Source organism: Seonamhaeicola sp. NFXS20, from assembly GCF_049132085.1.
GTDB lineage: Bacteria > Bacteroidota > Bacteroidia > Flavobacteriales > Flavobacteriaceae > Seonamhaeicola.
On record NZ_JAFMPU010000015.1, the window covers coordinates 37,391 to 58,745 of the forward strand.

15 protein-coding genes and 2 tRNA genes are annotated in these 21,355 nt (G+C 32.4%); 9 read left to right on the forward strand and 8 right to left on the reverse strand.

From position 1 onward, the window contains the following. Positions 1 to 63 precede the first annotated feature (63 nt). Positions 64 to 1,440 (reverse strand): dihydrolipoyl dehydrogenase, encoded by a 1,377-nt coding sequence (gene lpdA / locus J1D01_RS16240; protein WP_421151581.1) that lies wholly within the window; start codon positions 1,438 to 1,440, stop codon positions 64 to 66. A 93-nt stretch (positions 1,441 to 1,533) separates the two neighbouring features. Here lpdA and J1D01_RS16245 point away from each other — a divergent pair, with 93 nt between their 5' ends. Next, the gene (locus J1D01_RS16245; protein WP_372938666.1) at positions 1,534 to 2,817 is read left to right on the forward strand and encodes an NAD(P)/FAD-dependent oxidoreductase; all 1,284 of its coding nucleotides are present in this window, start codon (positions 1,534 to 1,536) and stop codon (positions 2,815 to 2,817) included. Position 2,818: 1 nt separating this feature from the next. Here J1D01_RS16245 and J1D01_RS16250 read toward each other — a convergent pair whose 3' ends face one another. Continuing rightward, positions 2,819 to 3,370 carry a DUF1572 family protein gene (locus J1D01_RS16250; protein WP_421151582.1) on the reverse strand — a complete coding sequence of 184 codons (552 nt, stop codon included), beginning with the start codon at positions 3,368 to 3,370 and terminating at the stop codon, positions 2,819 to 2,821. Positions 3,371 to 3,384: 14 nt separating this feature from the next. Next, on the reverse strand, positions 3,385 to 3,864 hold the full coding sequence (msrB, locus tag J1D01_RS16255) for a peptide-methionine (R)-S-oxide reductase MsrB (RefSeq protein ID WP_421151583.1): 480 nt from the start codon (positions 3,862 to 3,864) through the stop codon (positions 3,385 to 3,387). 149 nt (positions 3,865 to 4,013) lie between these two features. Here msrB and J1D01_RS16260 point away from each other — a divergent pair, with 149 nt between their 5' ends. Together J1D01_RS16260 and J1D01_RS16265 are read left to right on the forward strand one after the other, a co-directional pair. Next, entirely contained in the window at positions 4,014 to 4,832 is an 819-nt protein-coding gene (locus J1D01_RS16260) for a M48 family metallopeptidase (RefSeq protein ID WP_421151584.1), read from the forward strand. Between the two features lie 68 nt (positions 4,833 to 4,900). Continuing rightward, positions 4,901 to 6,226: an MFS transporter gene (locus J1D01_RS16265; RefSeq protein ID WP_372938693.1), complete on the forward strand. Its 1,326-nt coding sequence runs from the start codon at positions 4,901 to 4,903 to the stop codon at positions 6,224 to 6,226. Positions 6,227 to 6,276: 50 nt separating this feature from the next. Here J1D01_RS16265 and J1D01_RS16270 read toward each other — a convergent pair whose 3' ends face one another. Beyond that, positions 6,277 to 8,823 carry an ATP-dependent Clp protease ATP-binding subunit gene (locus J1D01_RS16270; protein ID WP_421151585.1) on the reverse strand — a complete coding sequence of 849 codons (2,547 nt, stop codon included), beginning with the start codon at positions 8,821 to 8,823 and terminating at the stop codon, positions 6,277 to 6,279. 260 nt (positions 8,824 to 9,083) lie between these two features. On the opposite strand from J1D01_RS16270, the gene gyrA reads away from it, so the two are divergent. Together gyrA and J1D01_RS16280 are read left to right on the forward strand one after the other, a co-directional pair. Next, on the forward strand, positions 9,084 to 11,630 hold the full coding sequence (gene gyrA / locus J1D01_RS16275; RefSeq protein WP_421151586.1) for a DNA gyrase subunit A: 2,547 nt from the start codon (positions 9,084 to 9,086) through the stop codon (positions 11,628 to 11,630). Between the two features lie 38 nt (positions 11,631 to 11,668). Next, the gene (locus J1D01_RS16280) at positions 11,669 to 12,922 is read left to right on the forward strand and encodes a tetratricopeptide repeat protein (RefSeq protein WP_372938041.1); all 1,254 of its coding nucleotides are present in this window, start codon (positions 11,669 to 11,671) and stop codon (positions 12,920 to 12,922) included. A 49-nt stretch (positions 12,923 to 12,971) separates the two neighbouring features. On the opposite strand, the gene J1D01_RS16285 is transcribed toward J1D01_RS16280, so the two are convergent. Together J1D01_RS16285 and J1D01_RS16290 are read right to left on the reverse strand one after the other, a co-directional pair. Then, positions 12,972 to 13,721 carry an NlpC/P60 family protein gene (locus J1D01_RS16285; protein ID WP_421151587.1) on the reverse strand — a complete coding sequence of 250 codons (750 nt, stop codon included), beginning with the start codon at positions 13,719 to 13,721 and terminating at the stop codon, positions 12,972 to 12,974. Between the two features lie 9 nt (positions 13,722 to 13,730). After that, positions 13,731 to 14,909, reverse strand: a complete 1,179-nt coding sequence (locus J1D01_RS16290; RefSeq protein WP_421151588.1) for an acetyl-CoA C-acyltransferase — start codon at positions 14,907 to 14,909, stop codon at positions 13,731 to 13,733. Between the two features lie 126 nt (positions 14,910 to 15,035). Here J1D01_RS16290 and J1D01_RS16295 point away from each other — a divergent pair, with 126 nt between their 5' ends. From J1D01_RS16295 to J1D01_RS16310, 4 genes are all read left to right on the forward strand, one after another. Beyond that, positions 15,036 to 17,084, forward strand: coding sequence for an HD family phosphohydrolase (locus J1D01_RS16295; protein ID WP_421151589.1), 2,049 nt, complete (start codon positions 15,036 to 15,038; stop codon positions 17,082 to 17,084). A gap of 99 nt (positions 17,085 to 17,183) precedes the next feature. Further along, positions 17,184 to 17,267: transfer RNA gene (locus J1D01_RS16300), tRNA-Ser, on the forward strand. A 17-nt stretch (positions 17,268 to 17,284) separates the two neighbouring features. After that, positions 17,285 to 17,359, forward strand: a tRNA-Pro gene (locus J1D01_RS16305). A 215-nt stretch (positions 17,360 to 17,574) separates the two neighbouring features. Then, a complete protein-coding gene (locus tag J1D01_RS16310; RefSeq protein ID WP_421151590.1) occupies positions 17,575 to 18,828 on the forward strand; it encodes a site-specific integrase in 1,254 nt (417 codons plus the stop codon). 117 nt (positions 18,829 to 18,945) lie between these two features. Here the strand turns inward: J1D01_RS16310 and J1D01_RS16315 are convergent, their stop codons facing one another. Both J1D01_RS16315 and J1D01_RS16320 read right to left on the reverse strand, forming a co-directional pair. Next, positions 18,946 to 20,001: a type I restriction endonuclease gene (locus J1D01_RS16315; RefSeq protein WP_421151591.1), complete on the reverse strand. Its 1,056-nt coding sequence runs from the start codon at positions 19,999 to 20,001 to the stop codon at positions 18,946 to 18,948. Between the two features lie 782 nt (positions 20,002 to 20,783). Beyond that, positions 20,784 to 21,353, reverse strand: coding sequence for a hypothetical protein (locus tag J1D01_RS16320; RefSeq protein WP_421151592.1), 570 nt, complete (start codon positions 21,351 to 21,353; stop codon positions 20,784 to 20,786). Positions 21,354 to 21,355: the final 2 nt, after the last annotated feature.

The window sequence follows — 21,355 nt, forward strand, 5'->3', positions numbered from 1 at the left end:
TACTTGTAAGGGTTTAATTTCTCCCACTTTTGTGAGGGGAGGAAGGTCACACCACACCATTATCTAAATGTGTATACACTCATCATAAGCATCTGCAACAGCTTCCATAACTGCTTCACTCATAGTTGGGTGTGGGTGAACCGCTTTTAAAATTTCATGCCCTGTTGTTTCTAATTTTCTAGCTACAACAGCTTCTGCAATCATATCGGTTACGGCAGCTCCAACCATGTGGCATCCTAACCATTCGCCATATTTGGCATCAAAAATAACTTTAACAAAGCCTTCTTTATTTCCACCAGCACTAGCTTTTCCAGAAGCAGAGAATGGGAATTTTCCAACTTTAATATCTAAGCCTTTTTCTTTAGCTGCTTTTTCTGTTAAACCAACACTAGCAATTTCTGGGGTACAATAAGTACAACCAGGAATATTACCATAGTCTAATGGTTCTACATGCATACCTGCTATTTTTTCAACACAAATAATACCTTCGGCAGAAGCAACGTGAGCTAAAGCTTGCCCAGGAGTAACATCGCCAATAGCGTAGTAACCAGGTATATTGGTTTGGTAAAAATCGTTAACTAAAATTTTATCTCTATCTATAACAATACCAACGTCTTCTAAACCTATATTTTCAATGTTAGTTTTAATACCAACAGCACTTAAAATAATATCGGCTTCTAGAATTTCTTCTCCTTTTTTAGTTTTTATGGTTGCTTTTACGCCATCTCCAGAAGTATCAACACTTGTTACTTCGGCAGAGGTCATAATTTTAACACCATTCTTTTTAAATGAGCGTTCTACTTGTTTAGATACGTCTTCATCTTCAACAGGAACAATATTTGGTAAATATTCTACAATAGTTACTTCTGTACCCATAGAGTTGTAGAAATATGCAAACTCTACACCAATAGCACCAGAACCAACTACAATCATTTTCTTTGGTTGTTTTGGTAAGCTCATAGCTTCGCGGTAACCAATTACTTTTTTTCCATCTTGTGGTAAACTAGGTAATTCTCTAGAGCGCGCACCCGTTGCTATTATAATATGATCTGCACTATATTCAGTTCCATCAACATCAATCTTTTTTCCCGGTTTTAAAGTACCGTAGCCTTTTATAACGTCAATTTTATTTTTTTTCATTAAAAACTGAACGCCTTTACTCATACCATCTGCAACACTACGGCTGCGCTTAACAACAGCATCAAAATCGTGAGAAGCTTCTTTAACATTTAAACCGTAATCTTCAGCATGTTTTAGGTATTCAAAAACTTGTGCAGATTTCAATAGAGCTTTTGTAGGGATACATCCCCAATTTAAACAAACACCGCCTAAGCTTTCTTTTTCTACTATAGCTGTTTTAAAACCTAATTGAGAGGCTCTAATGGCTGTTACATATCCGCCTGGGCCACTTCCAAGAACAATTATATCGTATTTACTCATGTGTTAAAATTTAGGCTACGAATTTACAAAATGCTTTTTGAATAAAGAATTTAGAGCACCATAAATTTATATCTTTTACTACATTTGCACTATATGAATATTCCAAGGACAAGTTACCCCAGAGTTATAATTATTGGAGGCGGTTTTGCAGGTGTAGCTTTAGCTAAAAAATTATCTAAACAAGAAGTTCAGGTTGTTTTATTAGATAAGCACAATTATCATACATTTCAACCTTTACTTTATCAAGTTTCTACAGGTGGTTTAGAACCAGATTCTATTGCTTACCCAATTAGAAAAATATTAAAAGATTTTCCTAATTTTTATTTTAGATTAGCCAATGTTGAAGAAATAAATACCGAAAAGAATAAAGTAAAGACTAATATTGGTGATTTAAAATTTGACTATTTAGTTATTGCTTCGGGCTCTACCACAAATTATTTTGGTAATGCACAAATAGAAAAGTATAGTATGGCTATGAAAACCATACCTCAATCGCTTAATCTCCGTAGTTTAATTCTTGAAAATTTTGAAGAGGCTTTACTAACTTCAGATTTAAATGAACGCAATGCACTTATGAACTTTGTGATTGTTGGTGGTGGTCCTACAGGAGTAGAACTAGCAGGAGCTTTGGCCGAAATTAAGAAAGGTATCTTGCCTAAAGATTATCCAGATTTAGATACACGCTTAGCGCAAATACATATTGTGCAATCTGGCGGTTGTATTTTAAAAGGAATGAGCAATAAGGCTTCTCAAAAAGCTGAAGACTTTCTTGAAAAGTTAGGGGTAAATATCTGGAAAAATGTACGTGTTACTAACTATGATGGCAAAACGGCAACAACAAATACAGATTTAACTTTTGAAACGGCTACACTAATTTGGGCTGCAGGTGTAAAAGGAGCAACAATTAACGGTTTAGATGGCGAAAATTTTGTAAATAAAGGAAACAGAATTCTTGTAAATGAATTTAACCAAGTAAAAGGGTTTAACCATATTTTTGCCATTGGAGATGTAGCTTGCATGGAAACAGAAGCTTTTCCGTACGGTTTACCAATGATGGCACAACCTGCTATACAACAAGGTGAACAATTAGGCGACAATTTATTGAATTTAATTGAAGCTAAACCTATGAAACCTTTTGAATATAAAGATAAAGGTGCTATGGCTACTATAGGAAGAAATAAAGCGGTAGTTGATTTAAAAAACTGGAAATTTCAAGGAGTTTTTGCTTGGTATGTTTGGATGTTTGTGCACCTATTTTTTCTAATTGGTTTTAGAAACCGTATGGTGGTTTTTATAAATTGGGTATATAATTATATCAGGTTTGATAGAGAAGCTCGATTAATTATTCGTCCTTTTAAAAGAAAAAATAATGGATAATTTATAAGTCGTCTGTAAAGAGGCGTTTACCTTTTTCGTTACTAAATTTTTCTTCATTATAACTATTAGAATTACCTTTAGGTATAGATAACGATTGCCAATCATTACCTTTTAAAAGTTTTCCTAAAAATACAATTTGCCCTATGTGATAGGAGTAATGAGCGAGTTGTCTATTAATAGCTTCAATTACCGTGTGTCCGCCATTTCTAATAAAAACAATATGTTCTAAATCATTTTCATTGAGAGCTTTAATAGTTTTAAAAAGACAAGACCAGCCACTTTCCCAAGCAGCTATAAGTTCTTCTTTGGTGTTAAAAGAACTTATAAATTCATCATCACGATTTCTCCAAGGTTTTTCACCGTCTTCAGTCAAAAAATTTGTCCACCTACTTAGCATGTTTCCAACCAAATGCTTTACAATTATAGCTATGCTATTAGCATCTTCATTACTTTGCCAAAGCATTTCATCAAACTCTAGTTGATTAAAAGTTTTATCTCCTAAACTTTTGTAGTATTCAAATTGTTTTATAATACTTGCTAAGTAACTTTCCATAGAGTAAATATAAATTATTTCTTTGGAATAAATTTTAAAGCAACTCCATTAATACAATGCCTTTTACCGGTGGTTTCTTTGGGGCCATCATTAAATACATGTCCTAAGTGGCTACCGCATGTTGCGCAATGTTCTTCAGTTCTAGCATAGCCCAAATTATAATCTGTAGAGAAGGCAACATTTCCCTTTATTTCTCTATCAAAACTTGGCCATCCGCTACCCGAATCATACTTATATTCACTTTTAAATAAAGGTGTTTCACAGGCTTTACAAACATAAATACCTTTTTTGTAGTTTTTGTTTAACGGACTAGAGAAACGTTGCTCAGTTCCAGATTTTCTTAGTACATAATATTCTAAATCTGTTAATTGAGCTTTCCATTGTGCTTCAGTTTTTGATATTTCAAATGATTGTTGAGTCTTATCATTTTTTTGAGCAGACGTGTTGCAACTATAAGCAATTAAACATAAAAGTGAAACTATTAATCTTTTCATAATGTCTATTTTTTATAGATAATAGGTCGGTATTACTTATAAAACTTATCAAAGTATTTGAAAATAACTGTGACTAATAAAAAAACAGAGTGTCATAAATACATGAAGGTACAATTTTTGTATTTTTATAAATAAAATAAATACTTAAAATGAAACTGAAAAATACATTTATATTAATAGCTTTTGTGGTATTATGCTTTGCATGTGCAACAAATCCTTTTACAGGAAAAAAAACGATGGCTTTAGTGCCTAATTCACAATTATTTCCAACGGCGTTTGCGCAATATGACCAGTTTTTAACAGAGAATAAAGTTGTTACAGGTACAAAAGATGCTGAAATGATTACTAGAGTAGGGCAACGAATAGCAGTTGCAGCAGAACGTTGGTTAAATGCTAATGGGTATGAAGGGTATTTAGAAGATTATAAATGGGAGTATAATTTAGTAGATGATAAAACAGTAAATGCTTGGTGTATGCCTGGAGGTAAAATAGTTTTTTACACAGGAATTTTACCAATTGCTAAAAATGAAGCAGGGGTTGCTGCCATAATGGGGCATGAAGTGGCGCATGCGCTTGCAAATCATGGGCAACAACGTATGAGTGCAGCCTATATTCAAGCAGGTGTAGCCTTAGCAGGAAATATTGCTATTAAAGATGAACAAGATAGAAATGCGTTTAATCAGTATTACGGTGTAGGTAGTCAAGTAGGAGCGATGTTGCCTTTTAGTAGAGCTCATGAAACTGAAGCAGATAAAATAGGTATCTATTTAATGGCTATTGCAGGCTATAACCCAGATGAAGCTTCGTTGTTATGGGAACGTATGAAAGCAAACAGTGGAGGCAGTTCTACACCAGAAATTTTAAGTACACACCCTTCAAATGATTCTCGTATTGCTAACCTTAAAGCATTAGCACCAAAAGCAAAGGAAGAAGCTGCCAAATTTGGTGTAACAACGTTTAGAGAATAATTTTTTAACATAGGAATAAAAATAATTGTTTACTTTAGGAGCTGCTCATAAAAGAGCAGTTTTTATTTATGGCAGTATTAGAAAAGGGTAGTAAAAAATTACTTCACGCTTGGGCGTTTTATGATTGGGCAAACTCTGTTTACCCCTTAGTTGTTTCTTCGGCAGTTTTTCCAATTTTTTACGGAGCTTTAACAATTATTAAAGATGCAGACGGTAATAAAATAAGTGATACGGTTACTTTTTTTGGTTACGATTTTAATAACGATTCGTTAATAAGTTATGTTACTGCTTTAAGTTTTTTAATAGTCTCTTTAATTTCTCCAATACTATCTGGTATTTCAGATTATGTAGGTAACAAAGAAAACTTTATGAAGTTTTTTTGTTATTTAGGTTCATTATCATGTATTGGTTTGTATTGGTTTTCTTTAGATAATTTATTTTTTGGACTCTTATGCTACCTATTAGCATTGGTTGGGTTTTGGGGAAGTTTGGTGTTTTATAATTCGTATCTTCCAGATATAGCATATCCTGAGCAACAAGATAAAGTTAGTGCCAAAGGATTTTCTTTAGGTTATATAGGTAGTGTTATACTATTGGTGGTTAATTTAGTAATGATTCTTTATTATGATTTATTTGGTTTTGCAGATGCAGGAGTGCCTACTAGAATAGCTTTTATTATGGTAGGTATTTGGTGGATGGGGTTTGCGCAATATACTTTTAAACATTTACCAACGGGAACTCATGAAGGGCATAAAGTAACACGCTCTGTTTTGGTTCATGGTTATAATGAATTAATAAAAATTTGGAAAGCTGTAAAAATAAATAGAGTTTTAAAGACATATTTAAGCGCCTTTTTTGTTTATAGTATGGCGGTTCAAACTATAATGATTGCCGCAACTTATTTTGCTGTTGAAGAATTAGATTGGGGAAAGCAAGACTCTACAACAGGATTAATTATTAGTATTTTATTAATACAATTAATTGCCGTGGTAGGAGCAAATTATACTGCTAAGGTTTCAGAGAAATATGGTAATATAAAGACTTTAATAGTGATTGTTTTTTCTTGGATTGTTATTTGTGCGTATGCTTATTTTGTGGTTACACCAATTCAGTTTTATATCACTGCAGCTTGCGTTGGTTTGGTTATGGGAGGCGTACAATCATTATCAAGATCAACTTACAGTAAACTAATCCCGTTAGATACTGAAGATTCGGCATCTTATTTTAGTTTTTATGATGTTTCTGAAAAAATAGGAATTGTAATAGGTATGTTTATGTATGGTTTTGTTGCAGAATTAACGGGTAGTATGCGCTATTCTATATTATTCTTAATCACTTTTTTTATTATAGGATTAGTGCTTTTATATAGAACAAAAAAAGTAACAAAAATTTAAAAAAGAAAAGCCGCTCATTGAGCGACTTTTTCAATACAAATTAAATTATTTTAAGATTCAGTAGGCTTTTCAGCTTTTTCAATTGATATTTTAAGTTCATCAATCTTTTTATCTAAATCTATTTTAATTTTATCACCTTCTTGAATGTTAGAAGCAACAATTTCTTCAGCTAAAGCATCTTCAATGTATTTTTGAATAGCTCTTTTTAAAGGTCTAGCTCCGTATTGTTTGTCAAAACCTTTTTCGGCAATATAATCTTTAGCACTATTAGTTAATTTTAAAACATAACCTAAGCCTTTAATACGAGCTAATAGTTTTTCTAATTCAATATCAATAATTTTATTGATGTCTTCTTTTTCTAACGGATTGAAAACAATAACATCATCAATTCTATTTAAAAACTCAGGAGCAAAAGATTTCTTCAAAGCATTTTCAATAACGCTTCTAGCATTGGCGTCTTCTTGCGCTTTTTGTGCTGCTGTACCAAAACCAACACCTGTACCAAAATCTTTAAGTCTTCTAGCACCAATATTAGATGTCATGATAATAATAGTGTTTCTAAAATCTATTTTTCTTCCTAAGCTATCTGTTAAATATCCATCATCTAGTACTTGAAGTAGCATATTGAATACATCAGGATGTGCTTTTTCAATTTCATCTAATAATATAACAGCATAAGGCTTGCGTCTAACTTTTTCGGTTAACTGTCCACCTTCTTCATAACCAACATATCCTGGAGGCGCACCAATTAATCTTGAAATTGCGAATTTCTCCATGTATTCACTCATATCAATTCTAACAAGAGCATCTTCGCTATCAAATAATTCTCTTGATAAAACTTTAGCTAACTGTGTTTTACCAACTCCTGTTTGACCTAAAAATATAAATGAACCAATGGGTTTGTTTGGGTCTTTTAATCCAGCACGATTACGCTGAATAGCTTTAACTACCTTACTAACAGCTTCGTCTTGACCAATTACTTTACCTTTAATTAAGTTAGGTAATTCTGCTAATTTATTTATTTCGGTTTGTGCAATACGGTTTACAGGAACTCCAGTCATCATAGAAATAACATCGGCAACATTGTCTTCTGTTACAATTTCACGATGTTGTTTAGTGTCCTCTTCCCATTTTTCTTGAGCTATGGCTAATTCTTTTTCAAGACGCTTTTCGTCATCTCTTAACTTAGCAGCTTCCTCGTATTTTTGTTTGCGTACTACAGCATTTTTAGTTTCCTTGATGTCTTCAAGCTGTTTTTCTAGTTCAATGATTTGTTTAGGAACATCAATATTTGTTATATGAACACGAGAGCCTGCTTCATCTAAAGCATCAATGGCTTTGTCTGGAAGAAAACGTTCTGTCATATATCTATTGGTTAATTTCACACAAGCCTCAATAGCTTCTGGTGTGTAATCTACATTATGGTGTTCTTCGTATTTACCTTTAATATTATTTAAAATTTCAATGGTTTCTTCCACACTGGTAGGTTCTACAATCACTTTTTGAAAACGACGTTCTAAAGCTCCGTCTTTTTCTATGTATTGTCTGTATTCATCAAGTGTAGTAGCTCCAATACATTGAATTTCACCTCTTGCTAAAGCGGGCTTAAACATGTTAGAGGCGTCTAAACTTCCTGTAGCGCCACCCGCACCAACAATAGTATGAATTTCATCAATAAAAAGAATAACGTCATCATTCTTTTCAAGTTCATTCATAACTGCTTTCATACGTTCTTCAAACTGTCCACGGTATTTAGTTCCTGCAACTAAACTTGCTAGATCTAAAGTAACTACACGTTTGTTGAAAAGTATTCTAGACACTTTTCGTTTTACAATTCTAAGCGCTAATCCTTCAGCAATGGCTGACTTACCAACTCCAGGTTCTCCAATTAAAAGCGGATTGTTTTTCTTTCTTCTACTTAAAATCTGTGAGACACGTTGTATTTCCTTTTCTCTACCAACAACTGGGTCTAGCTTACCTTCTTCGGCAAGAGCTGTTAAATCACGACCAAAATTATCTAAAACAGGTGTTTTAGACTTTTTGTTAGACTTACCAGTTGTGGGGTTAAAAATATCTTTTGAAGATGAATCTTCGGGATTTGGATTGTCATCTTGAAAAGATTCTGATTTTGGTTCTATATAATCGTTGTCGTTTGTAATCATAAATTTAAATTGTTCTTTAACATTATCGTAGTCTACTTTTAGCTTATTTAAAAGCTTGGTAGTGGGGTCGTTTTCGTTTCTAAGAATACACAATAGCAAATGTGCTGTGTTAATTGATGAGCTTTGAAATAATTTAGCTTCTAAAAACGTGGTTTTTAAAGCGCGTTCTGCTTGCCTTGTTAAGTGTAGGTTCTTTTTTTGGTTTGAAGCTACAGATATATTGGGGTTTGCAGGACTTAATATTTCTACTTTTCGCCTTAAATGATTTAAGTCAATATCTAAAGCGTTTAATATATTAATGGCTTTACCATTACCATCACGTAAAAGCCCAAGCATTAAGTGTTCAGTACCAATAAAATCATGACCTAAACGCAATGCTTCTTCTTTGCTGTAAGCAATAACATCTTTTACTCTTGGTGAAAAATTATCATCCATAATTAAGTTCCTTTCTGCATTAAAAGTAATAAAACATTTAACTAAAGGCAAAAACTATACCTTAAATTAACTGAGAAATGCTAATTGACGAAAAAAACTTTATAAAATCAAAATATTTGGGTACATACTTATTAACTAAAAAACACGTTAAAATTGTTAATAAAATACGTTAAAAAACTAACTCAAATCAGTTATTGTCACTAACGAAATGCGTATATTAGCATGTTTTGAAAAATTCTTAAAAATTTAATAGATAATTTATGGCAGAAGGAGAAAAATTGATACCTATTAACATTGAAGATGAAATGAAATCAGCCTACATTGATTATTCAATGTCGGTCATTGTGTCACGTGCGTTACCAGATGTAAGAGATGGTTTAAAACCAGTGCATAGACGTGTTTTATACGGAATGCATGAGCTTGGAGTTAGAGCAAATTCGGCACATAAAAAATCTGCTAGAATAGTAGGTGAAGTTTTAGGTAAATATCACCCTCATGGAGATACATCAGTTTATGATACTATGGTGCGTATGGCTCAAGAATGGAGCCTTCGTTATTTATTAGTTGATGGACAAGGAAACTTTGGTTCTATAGATGGAGATAGTCCTGCAGCAATGCGTTATACAGAGGCGCGTATGCAAAAAATATCTGAAGACATGTTGGCAGATATTGATAAAGAAACTGTAGATCATAAATTAAATTTTGATGATACACTACAAGAACCAACCGTATTACCAACTAGAATTCCAAATCTTTTAGTTAATGGAGCATCAGGTATTGCCGTAGGTATGGCAACCAATATGCCACCTCATAATCTAAGTGAAGTTGTAGATGGAACCATAGCTTACATTGAAAATAATGATATTGAAGTTGATGAGTTAATTAAATATGTAAAAGCTCCAGATTTTCCAACGGGAGGTACTATTTATGGGTATGATGGTGTAAAAGAAGCGTTTCAAACGGGGCGAGGTAGAATAGTTATTAGAGGAAAAGCCAATGTTGAAGAAGTACAAGGAAGAGAGAGTATTGTTGTGACAGAAATTCCTTATCAAGTTAATAAAGCTGATATGATTAAAAAGACAGCAGACTTGATTAACGAAAAAAAATTAGATGGTATTTCTACTATTAGAGATGAGTCTGATAGAAATGGGATGCGCATAGTGTACGTTTTAAAGCGTGATGCCATTCCAAATATTGTACTAAATAAATTATATAAATATACCGCATTACAGTCATCTTTTAGTGTTAACAATATTGCATTGGTAGATGGTCGTCCTCAACTGTTAAACCTAAAAGATTTAATTCATCATTTTGTAGAACACAGACACGAAGTTGTTGTTAGAAGAACAAAATACGAACTAAGAAAAGCAGAAGAGCGAGCACATATTTTAGAAGGATTAATAATTGCTTCAGATAATATTGACGAAGTAATAGCTTTAATTAGAGCATCATCTAATGCAGATGAAGCTAGAGAAAAGTTAATGGAGCGCTTTAAATTAACCGAAATTCAAGCTAAAGCAATAGTTGAAATGAGGTTGCGTCAATTAACTGGTTTAGAACAAGATAAGTTGCGTGCAGAATATGAAGATTTGTTAAAAACTATAGAAGATTTAAAAGATATCCTAGATAAAAAAGAACGTAGAATGGATATCATTAAAGAAGAACTAGCTACAGTAAAAGATAAATATGGTGATGAGCGTCGTTCTACTATAGAATATGCTGGTGGAGATTTAAGTATAGAAGATATGATTCCTAATGAAAAAGTGGTTATTACCATTTCTCATGCGGGTTATATTAAACGTACTTCTTTAACAGAATACAAAACACAAAACAGAGGAGGCGTTGGTCAAAAAGCATCAACTACCAGAAACGAAGATTTCTTAGAACATTTATTTGTGGGCACTAATCACCAATATATGTTGTTTTTCACTCAAAAAGGAAAATGTTTCTGGATGCGTGTTTATGAAATTCCAGAAGGAAGCAAAACATCTAAAGGAAGAGCTATCCAAAATCTTATAAATATTGAGCAAGATGACAAAGTGAAAGCATTCATTTGCACACAAGATTTAAAAGATTCAGACTATATCAACAGCCATTATGTAATTATGGCAACTAAAAATGGTCAAGTTAAGAAAACCGCTTTAGAACAGTATTCTCGCCCAAGAACTAACGGCATTAATGCTATAACCATTAAAGAAGGCGATGAACTATTAGAAGCTAAGTTAACTACAGGAGATAGCCAAGTAATGTTAGCGCTTAAATCTGGTAAAGCCATTCGTTTTGAAGAAGCCAAAACAAGACCAATGGGTCGTGGCGCTTCTGGTGTGCGTGGTATTACATTAGCAGGACCAGATGATGAAGTAATAGGTATGGTAACCATTAACAAACCACAAGAAGAAACTGTATTGGTGGTTTCAGAAAATGGTTATGGTAAACGTACCTATATTGATGATCCAGAAGATGGAGAACCAGTATATAGAATAACTAATAGAGGTGGTAAAGGTGTTAAAACTATCTCTATTACAGAAAAAACAGGAAGTCTTGTTGCAATTAAAAGTGTTACAGATAATGACGATTTAATGATTATTAATAAATCAGGAATTGCCATTAGGTTAAGTATTGAGAATTTAAGAACCATGGGTAGAGCAACTCAAGGTGTAAAATTAATCAATCTTAAAAATTCAGATTCTATAGCAGCGGTAGCAAAAGTTATGAAAGATGAAGATGATGTTGAAGAAACTAACGAAGCTGAAAGTACTGAAAACACTAGCAATTCAGATGATGGCACAACTCTTGATAACAAATAAATACACAACACAGATAATTAATTTAATAGTATTAAAAAATGAAGAAACAAATTATTATAGCTTTATCATTAGCGATATCTAGCTTTTCATTTGCTCAGAAAAAAGAACTAAAAGCTGTTGAAAAGGCTATTAAAAGTGGTAATTATGCCGAGGCTAAAGCAGCAATTACTCAAGCAGAATCTTTATTATCTGCAATGGATGATAAATTAAAAGACAAGTTTTATTTTCTAAAAGGAAAAGCTTTATATGCAAATGGAGCGGGTTCTATGGCAGATTATGATAAGGCTATAGAAAATTTTGACAAAGTAAAATCTGCTTATGCGGGTGAAATTGGTAATCTAAAACAAGATATTGCTAATAGTTTAATAAAGAAAGGTAATACTTCATACGAAGGAAAAGATTACTCATCTGCATCAAAATATTTTGAAAAAGTATATAATTTAAAAAAGCAAGACACAGTTTTTCTTTATTATGCAGCAGCAACAGCAGTAAATGTACAAGAGTATGATAGAGCTTTATCATTATATGAAAAATTAAAAGATTTAGGATATACAGGTATCACTACACAGTATTACGCTATTAACAAAGAAACTCAAAAGGAGGAGTCTTTTCAAAGTAAAGAAATGCGTGATATTAATGTAAAAGCAGGTACGCATATTAAACCAACTGAAAAAAAGACAGAATCTAAAAAACCAGAAATTGTTAAAAACATTGCGCTTATTTATGTAAGTAATGATGATAGCGAAAAAGCTATTGCAGCAATGAAAGAAGCAAGAGCAGAAAGTCCAGATGATGTTAATTTAGTTTTAACAGAAGCTAATTTGCATTATAAAATGGGTAATACTGAAGAGTTTAAAAAGCTTTTAGAACAAGCAACAGAGATGGATCCAAAAAACCCAGAATTACAGTATAATTTAGGGGTAATAGCTGCAGAATCTGATCATCCTGAAGAAGCTAAAGCTCATTATGAAAAAGCTATTGAATTAAACCCTGATTACGTTAATGCCTATATAAACTTATCTGCATTAATTTTAAGTAAAGAGGAAGCTATAATAGATGAAATGAATGGGTTAGGAGCTTCAGCAGCTGATGACAGACGTTATGAAGAGTTAAGAGTGCAGAGACAAGAACTTTATAAAGAAGCTGTACCATTTTTAACAAAAGCACTTGAAATTAATCCTGAAAGTCTAAGCGCCGCAAAAACATTAATGAATATTTATAGTGTTTTAGGGGAAACTGATAAGTATAAGGAAACTAAAGAAATAGTTGAAGCTTTAGAGGCAGGTAATTAAAATAAAATACTTTAGTAAAAAAAAAGTCGCTATTAATAGCGACTTTTTTTTATATAATCTTTTTAATAACTCTTAGTTTATGAGTATGCATTTTTTTATCAACATTATAAATACCAGAATGGTCTAATCTGTCAATTCTAACTTTTCCGTGTGCGTGAATAATGTAGTTATCTTTCATTATAATACCTACATGCGTAATGATGCCTTCGGTGTTATCAAAAAAAGCTAAATCACCAGGTTCACTTTCTTCAATAAAACTTAAGGCTTCTCCTTGGGTTGCTTGTTGAGATGCATCTCTTAAAAGTTTATAACCATTAAGTTTATAAACCATTTGTGTAAACCCAGAGCAATCAATACCAAAAGGCGTTTTGCCTCCCCATAAATAGGGGGCTCCTAAATAAAGAAAAGCCGTTTGTATTATATTCTTTTTATCTGTTTTTTCTTGAATGGAGTTACCGTCATGTGAATGGTTTAAAAGATTTAAACCATTTAAAGTAGAACCAATTAAAATTGGGTGTAATTGACTAGCAGAATCTTGAATAAATTCTACCATATCTACGGCAAGCTTAGGGGGTTCATTATTTAGTAATTGGTAGTTTTCTTCAGGAATTTCTATATACTGCTTACTGTCTATCCATCCTTCATAGCCATCAAAAGCTAAACGAATTCTACTCCAATTTTTGCGTTGTTCTAGTACTTTAAAAAACTCACCATATAGAACCTGTGTAACAAGTTCACTAACATCGGTAGGTTCATTTCTTAAAGGCACTACACTTAAACTACAAATTCCGTACTGCATTAAATAGATTTAATTTCGTTCTAAAACAATTGCTGATGCGCCACCACCTCCATTACAAATAGCTGCAGCACCAATTTTCCCATTGTTTTGCTCTAAAATATTTAAAAGTGTAACTATAATTCTAGCCCCAGAACAACCCAAAGGATGTCCTAATGAAACAGCGCCACCATGAACGTTTACTTTAGAATCATTTAACCCTAAAATTTTCATATTAGCTAAACCAACTACAGAGAAAGCTTCGTTAAATTCAAAGAAATCTACATCTTTAATATCAATACCAGCTTTATTTAAAGCTTTCGGAAGTGCTTTTGCTGGAGCAGTTGTAAACCACTCTGGTTCATGAGCAGCATCTGCATAACTTTTAATAGTGGCTAAAGGTTTTAAACCTAACTCATTGGCTTTTTCTTTACTCATTAACACCATTGCTGCGGCACCATCGTTTATGGTTGAAGCATTAGCTGCTGTAACAGTACCGTCTTTTGTAAAAGCAGGACGTAGATGAGGGAGTTTATCCATTTTTACATTTTTAAACTCTTCGTCCTGATTCACTATAATGGGTTCTCCTCTTCTTTGAGGAACTTCAACAGGAATAACTTCGTTATCAAATTTACCAGCTTTCCAAGCTTCAGCAGATCGTTTGTATGATTGAATTGCAAATGCATCTTGGTCTTCTCTAGTGAAACCATATTTAAGGGCACAAGCATCGGCACAAACCCCCATAGCATTTTGGTCATAAGCATCTACCAAACCATCTTTTTGCATACCGTCTATTAAAGTGGTTGGCCCAAATTTGGTAGCTGTTCTAGAATATAAGTAGTGTGGTATTAAACTCATGTTTTCCATTCCTCCGGCAACTATTATATTAGCATCTCCACACGTAATAGCTTGAGTTGCTTGCATAACAGTTTTCATACCAGAAGCACAAACTTTATTAATGGTTGTACAAGGAACGGTATTTGGTATTCCAGCATATATAGCAGCTTGTCTTGCAGGTGCTTGACCTGTTCCTGCTTGTACTACATTACCCATTAAAACTTCTTCAATCAGTTCTGGTTTTAAGTTAATTCTACTTAATGCCGCTTTAATGGCTGTAGCGCCTAATTTAGGAGCAGGAATAGTAGATAGATTGCCTAAAAAACTACCAATAGGAGTTCTTACAGCAGAAACAATTACCACTTCTTTACTCATTTTTTAAATCTTTGAAATACTTGCAACGAAAATAATCAATTTTTAATACATTTTAGAACGATTTCTGTTATTATAAAAAAGTAAAAACCTAAGAATTTACTACATTTGGAAACATTAACTTATTAGATGAAAGACTTTATAAATAAATTATACAGAAACCATTCCCTAATTTATAAAGCCCTATTATTTATAACTACCACGTTTTTAATAGTATATCTTTTTCCTAAAAGTGGTAAGTTTAAATATAATTTTGAAAAAGGGAAACCATGGCAATCTGAAAATTTATTGGCACCTTTTGATTTTGCAATAAAAAAAACGGAAGAGGAGATTAATATTTCAAAACAAGAAATACATGATAATGCGGTTCTTTATTTTAATCTTGATAATACGGTTTATCCAAAAGTTAAATCAAATTATGAACAGCAGTTTAAAAATACATTTTCAGATTCTCTACAAAATAAACTACTTAGAAAGTTAAAAACTACGGGTAGAACTGTTTTAGAGGAATTATATGCTTACGGTATTTTAAATGAAGAGTATGATTTTTCAGAAAACACAAAAGTTGCTATTCTAGAAAATAGAACAAAAAAACAAGATGCTTTCTTTTCAAATTTAGTAGAACAAAATCAAGTCTCTTCAGTTATAGAAAGGGTATTAAATAAAGAAGGTTTATTTAGGTATAAAGGCGAGTTTACATCACTTTTTTTTGATTTGGTAGAGCCGAATTTAACTTTTGATAAATCATTCACAGAAAAGGTCATTCAGGAAGAACTCGATAAGATTTCATATACAAGAGGTAGCGTAGCTAAGGGTACCTTAATAGTTTCTAAAGGAGAAGTGGTTGAAGGAAATAAATATCAAATTTTAAAATCACTACAATCAGAATATGAATCTCAAGTTTGGAGTAAATCTAACTACACATGGGTTTTAATTGCATACGCACTATTAGTGGCTTTAGCCATGTTAATGTTACTGTTATTTTTAAGAAAATATAGAAATGAAGTTTATGAAAATAACACCAAGGTAACCTTTATTTTCTTCAATATATCATTAATGGTTTTTATTACTACTATGGTTGTAAACTACAATTCAAAATATATCTATATTGTACCTATTTGTATTTTACCATTGGTTTTAAAAGCTTTTTTTGATGCGCGTTTAGGTTTGTTTACGCATGTTTTAACCGTTTTACTTTTAGGTTTTGTAGTTCCTAATAGTTATGAGTACATGTTTTTACAAATAATAGCAGGTATTGTTACTATATTAACTGTATCTGAGTTGTATAAACGTGCTAATTTATTTATATCTGTAGGGCAAATAACACTTATTTATATTGTTGCTTATTTTGCATTTTTTGTAATTCATGAAGGAAGTGTAACAACTTTAGAATGGGAAACTTTCATTTGGTTTATTTTATGTGGTTTAGCAACTCTTTTTGTACAACCATTAATTTACGCCTATGAAAAACTATTTGGTTTAGTTTCTGATGTTTCTCTTTTAGAATTATCAGACACCAATTCAAAATTACTAAAGGAATTATCAGATAAAGCTCCAGGTACTTTTCATCATTCTTTAAATGTAGCAAATTTAGCAGAGTCATCTGCAAATGAAATAGGAGCCAATGCTATGTTAGTTAGGGTAGGTGCATTATATCATGATATAGGTAAAATGAAGAACCCTACTTATTTTACAGAAAATCAATCTACAGGAATTAATCCGCATGATGTATTATCTGCAAAGGAAAGCGCTAGAATAATTGTTAATCATGTAATAGACGGAATTGAAATAGCAAGAAAAAATAATTTACCAGATAGAGTAATAGATTTTATAAGAACACATCATGGAACTAGTGTGGTGTATTATTTCTATATGAAAGAAAAAGAAGATTTTGAAGATGTAGATAAACAAGATTTTAGTTACCCTGGTCCTAAACCGTTTAGTAAAGAAACAGCTATTTTAATGATGTGCGATAGTATAGAAGCAGCTTCAAAAAGTTTAAAAGAGCCAACATCAACCAAAATAGAGGCTTTTGTTGAAAATATTATTAATAAACAAGTAGAAGAAGGACAGTTTTTAAATGCAAATATTACTTTTAAGGAAATTCAATCTATAAAAAAAGTGCTAAAACACAAGCTAGCAAACATTTATCATTTACGTATAGAGTACCCAGAATAAAATTTATAAAAAAATAAATAAAATAGTTGCGTTCTTTGAAAGGATGAATTACATTTGCAACCGCAATTTTTAATTGCAAAGGTTCTTAAAAAAATAATAGGAGAGGTGCCAGAGTGGTAATGGAGCAGATTGCTAATCTGTCAACGCGTAAGTGTTGCCCGGGTTCGAATCCCGGTCTCTCCGCATTTTTTATATTTATTCGGGGTGTAGCGTAGCCCGGTTATCGCGCCGCGTTTGGGACGCGGAGGTCGCAGGTTCGAATCCTGCCACCCCGACGAACCTAGTAATAGGAAACATTAAAACACTGTTAATTGTATGATTATCAGTGTTTTTTGTTTTTTACACACTTCTTAGATTTCATTTAAAACCATAATAAAGGTGTGCAATTCGGTGTGCAATGTTTCATCAAAATTGTACTACCTTTATAGGGCTTTCGGGTATGATTTGACTTTTGATTTAACAAATATTGTTTAACTCAAAGTCATTGAAAATGAAGACAAAACAAACTTTTTCGGTAATCTTCTTTACCAGAAAATCAAGGAGTAATCCTAAACAACTTTGTATTTATGTACGTATTACGATTAACGGAAAACGCTCAGAAATAAGTTTAAAGCGAGTTGTTCTAGTCAAAGAATGGGACAGTAACAAAAGCCGAGGCAGAGGCTGTTCGCAAAAAATAAGAATCCTAAACGCTTATTTGGACGAAGTATATAGCAGACTTTTGGAATGCCATAAAGAACTTTTGGCAGAAGGTGAGTTTATATCTTCGGAAGCTATCAAAGCTCGGTATTTGGGAGAAGACGATAACAGTAAGACATTACGAGAACTCATTGCGTACCATCACGAGAATATGGCATTTGTCCTAAAAAGTGGGACAATGAAAAATTATTATACCACCGAAAAATACCTGTTCAAATTCCTACTAAAGAAAAGTAGGTTAAAGGATATCTATGTGAAACAATTGAACTACGAATTTGTAACCGATTTTGAACATTTCCTTCGAAATTACAGGAATTCAAAGAAACAGCTCATGTTAAGTAACAATGGGGTTATGAAACATTTGGAACGCTTCAAAAAAATGGTAAATCTGGCTGTTAAATTGGAATGGATGCACAAAAACCCCTTCAACCAATTCCAAATGAAGTATCATAAATATGATAGAGCTTACTTGACTGAACGAGAATTACAGCTTTTAGAAGGAACAGAATTTACAAATGAAAGATTACAGCGGGTAAAAGATTGTTTTGTGTTTTCTTGTTATACGGGACTGTCTTATGTGGATGTAAAGGAACTTACCGAAAACAATATAATAAAGGGTATAGATGGGAACTATTGGATATTTACCAATAGAGAAAAGACAGACGAACGTGTTAAAGTACCATTACTGCCAAAAGCATTGGAGATTATTGAAAAGTATAGAGTTTTTCAAAAAGTAGATTTTACAGATGGTCTATTGCCCATCAGTTCTAACCAAAAAACCAATAAATACTTAAAAGAGATAGCAGGATTATGTAACATCCATAAGAATATTACATTCCATGTGGCACGACACACCTTCGCTACTACGGTGATGCTTTCCAATGGCGTGCCTATCGAAACTGTATCTAAATTATTGGGGCATTCCAAGCTTACTACTACGCAGCTATATGCAAGGGTTGTCGAGACTAAGATAGGAGAGGACATTCGGAACCTGTTGGAGCGGTTCAAGGAAAAAGAGACCAAAAAAAGTTTAAGTAAAAATTGAAGAAAAAGGGAGTGAAAATAAAGCTCCCTTTTCAATGAAAAACCGTAAGTTAGAGAGAAACTTTTACAAATTATATATTGGCTTGTGCAACGATTACCATTGTTGTAAACAGTTTTTTTATTCGTTATCGTAAAATTCTATTGTATTCAAGAGTTGTTTTTCGAAGCGATAAATGTCATCTACAGATTCGATTTTCTCTCGTGTTTCATTTTTGTCTTGGTCAAACAGGCTTATGTATTTGACTCCTCCATTTAAATGAAGTCGACAAATCGGTTTTCTATTGTTGTCGTCTAATAAAATTCCGAAATAAGATTGAGTATCTCTATGGACAATTCTCTCTTTTCCGATTTTTCTTCGCAGAATAGCAACAACAATTTGATAGCCTTCCATTTCTTCTTCGGTGGTTTCAACCTTACTTTTCGGTTGTTCTACAACTTGCTCTTCCGCTTGTTGTTTTTCCTGTTCTTTGTTTAATGCAGAATTCAGTCTGTCGTTTACTCTTTCGCTGATTATTTGGTTAAACGCTTTATTTACAATTTCTGTAAATTCCTCCATTACTTTTGAAGTCAGCCGTCCACCATAAGCTCTGTTTGCAAATAGTTTTACAAAATCTTGTGAAGGTTCTGCAATTTCTTGGTCAATCAGAGATTTTATTTCACGAGTGTATTTTAAGTTACTTGCATTATCAACGATTGAAGAAATGTCAAATTTTGACTTATGGAATTTTTCAATTTCCTTAACTGTACTTTCTTTGAGTTTTGTAATGTCAAATTCCAAGAATGGTTTTTCGTCCATTTTGTTGGTTTCCTCCAAATCCGTGTAAAACCTGTATTGTATTCCGTTTGTTAAAAGAGCGAAACGTGTTTTTGTGACGTGAAAATATCTAAAAAGTTGAGAGTTATGAACATCTAAATTTTGTTTCCAATGTTTGCACTCAACAATTAAAATCGGAATTCCGTTTTGAAATATAGCATAATCAACTTTTTCTCCCTTTTTTAGACCTAAATCGGCTGTAAATTCAGGCACAACTTCTGTCGGATTAAAAGTGTCGTATCCTAAAATATTGATAAAAGGAAGTGTGAAAGCATGTTTAGTCGATTCTTCAGTATCGATCTTGTCTTTCAGTTGGTCGACTTTCTCTGCAAGTCCTTTAAGTTGGCTATGTAATTCCATATTTTTTATTTTATGTTTTTTGTTTCGTTTGTCTAATTACTTTGTCATTTTTGTACATAATGTTTAAAATTATGTAGCCTTTATTCAGGACGGGGCATAGGCGGGGCAACGGTTTGACTATGATTTCTTTGCGGAAAAATCTGTAGGATTCTTATCGCTGTAAACCAAAGATAGTAAATTTGCAGGAATTTTCCACATAAAAAATCCGAAGTAATGAATTATAGCTCCTGTTACCAAATGTTGATTTATGAACAAAAAAAGCAGAATAGTTTAAAAAGCGAAAACATTGTGCAGCGGTTACCACATGTTTTTATTTCAGTTTACAAGTTTCAGCTTCGTTATTTATTTTCGAAGTCAGAGTTGAGTCAGTAAATTAAGGTATTTCCATATAAAAAGTGTTCCATAAATTCATTTTCTATATGTAAGTTTCGATTTTTCTTTTTGATTTCCGTATACACTTAATCTCCTTCTTTTAAAATCATAAATAATACTGTATCTAATATCTTTCATATTCTCAAAGAAAACTAACTCCCAGTTAAAGAATTTTTATGATTAATCCATTCATACTTTTCAAGTTTAGTTGGGTTTTCTATTTAAGAGAATTTTATAGGTTCGGATTTACAAGAAGTTACAAGATTAAAATTCCAATTCCAAAAGTTAAAGTTTTGCTCATAAGTATATTCTTTGCAGGTAACGTGTTTAAGATTAGCTGCGGCTAAAATCCTCAATGATTTTCTTAAGTAGGCGAGAACTAGCCTTTAATTATAAACGGATATAGGGTTTTACCATTCAGAAATAGGTTTAGAATATTCAATTGACCATTCATTGTTTTCTTTTTTTAATATATAGAGGGTGCTACTCCCTGCTAGTCTACTTCTACTAACTCCAAGATTAAAAAGTACTTTTTTATTGTTTTTAGAGAAATGGAAGTTAGAAAACCAAAATAACAAATCAAAGTCTTTAAAATCCTTAAATTTTTTCAATTCAATTGTGTCAGCAATCACAATTTTATGACCTTTTTTGCTTGATATACCATTTAACGTAATTTTTTTTGGGGAATTATCCAGAATTTTGAATTTATCAAGATATTCTTCAGGAATCTTTATTAATTCTTTTTCTGAAAAAAAATCGGTTGTTGGATATAAGGCTACTTTAAGTTTTATTTTTAGTAAAGAGTCTGCTATTTTTTTGCTAATAATTATTGTTGAATCGTTTATAGGCGGAGGAGGAGGCAATGGAAACGCTTTTTTATCAATCATAAATGATATAACCTCATTAATGTCTGAACAATCTGTTTTGTGATTACAACTTGTGATTAATAAAACAAAGAACAGTATAATTAAGTTTTTCATGA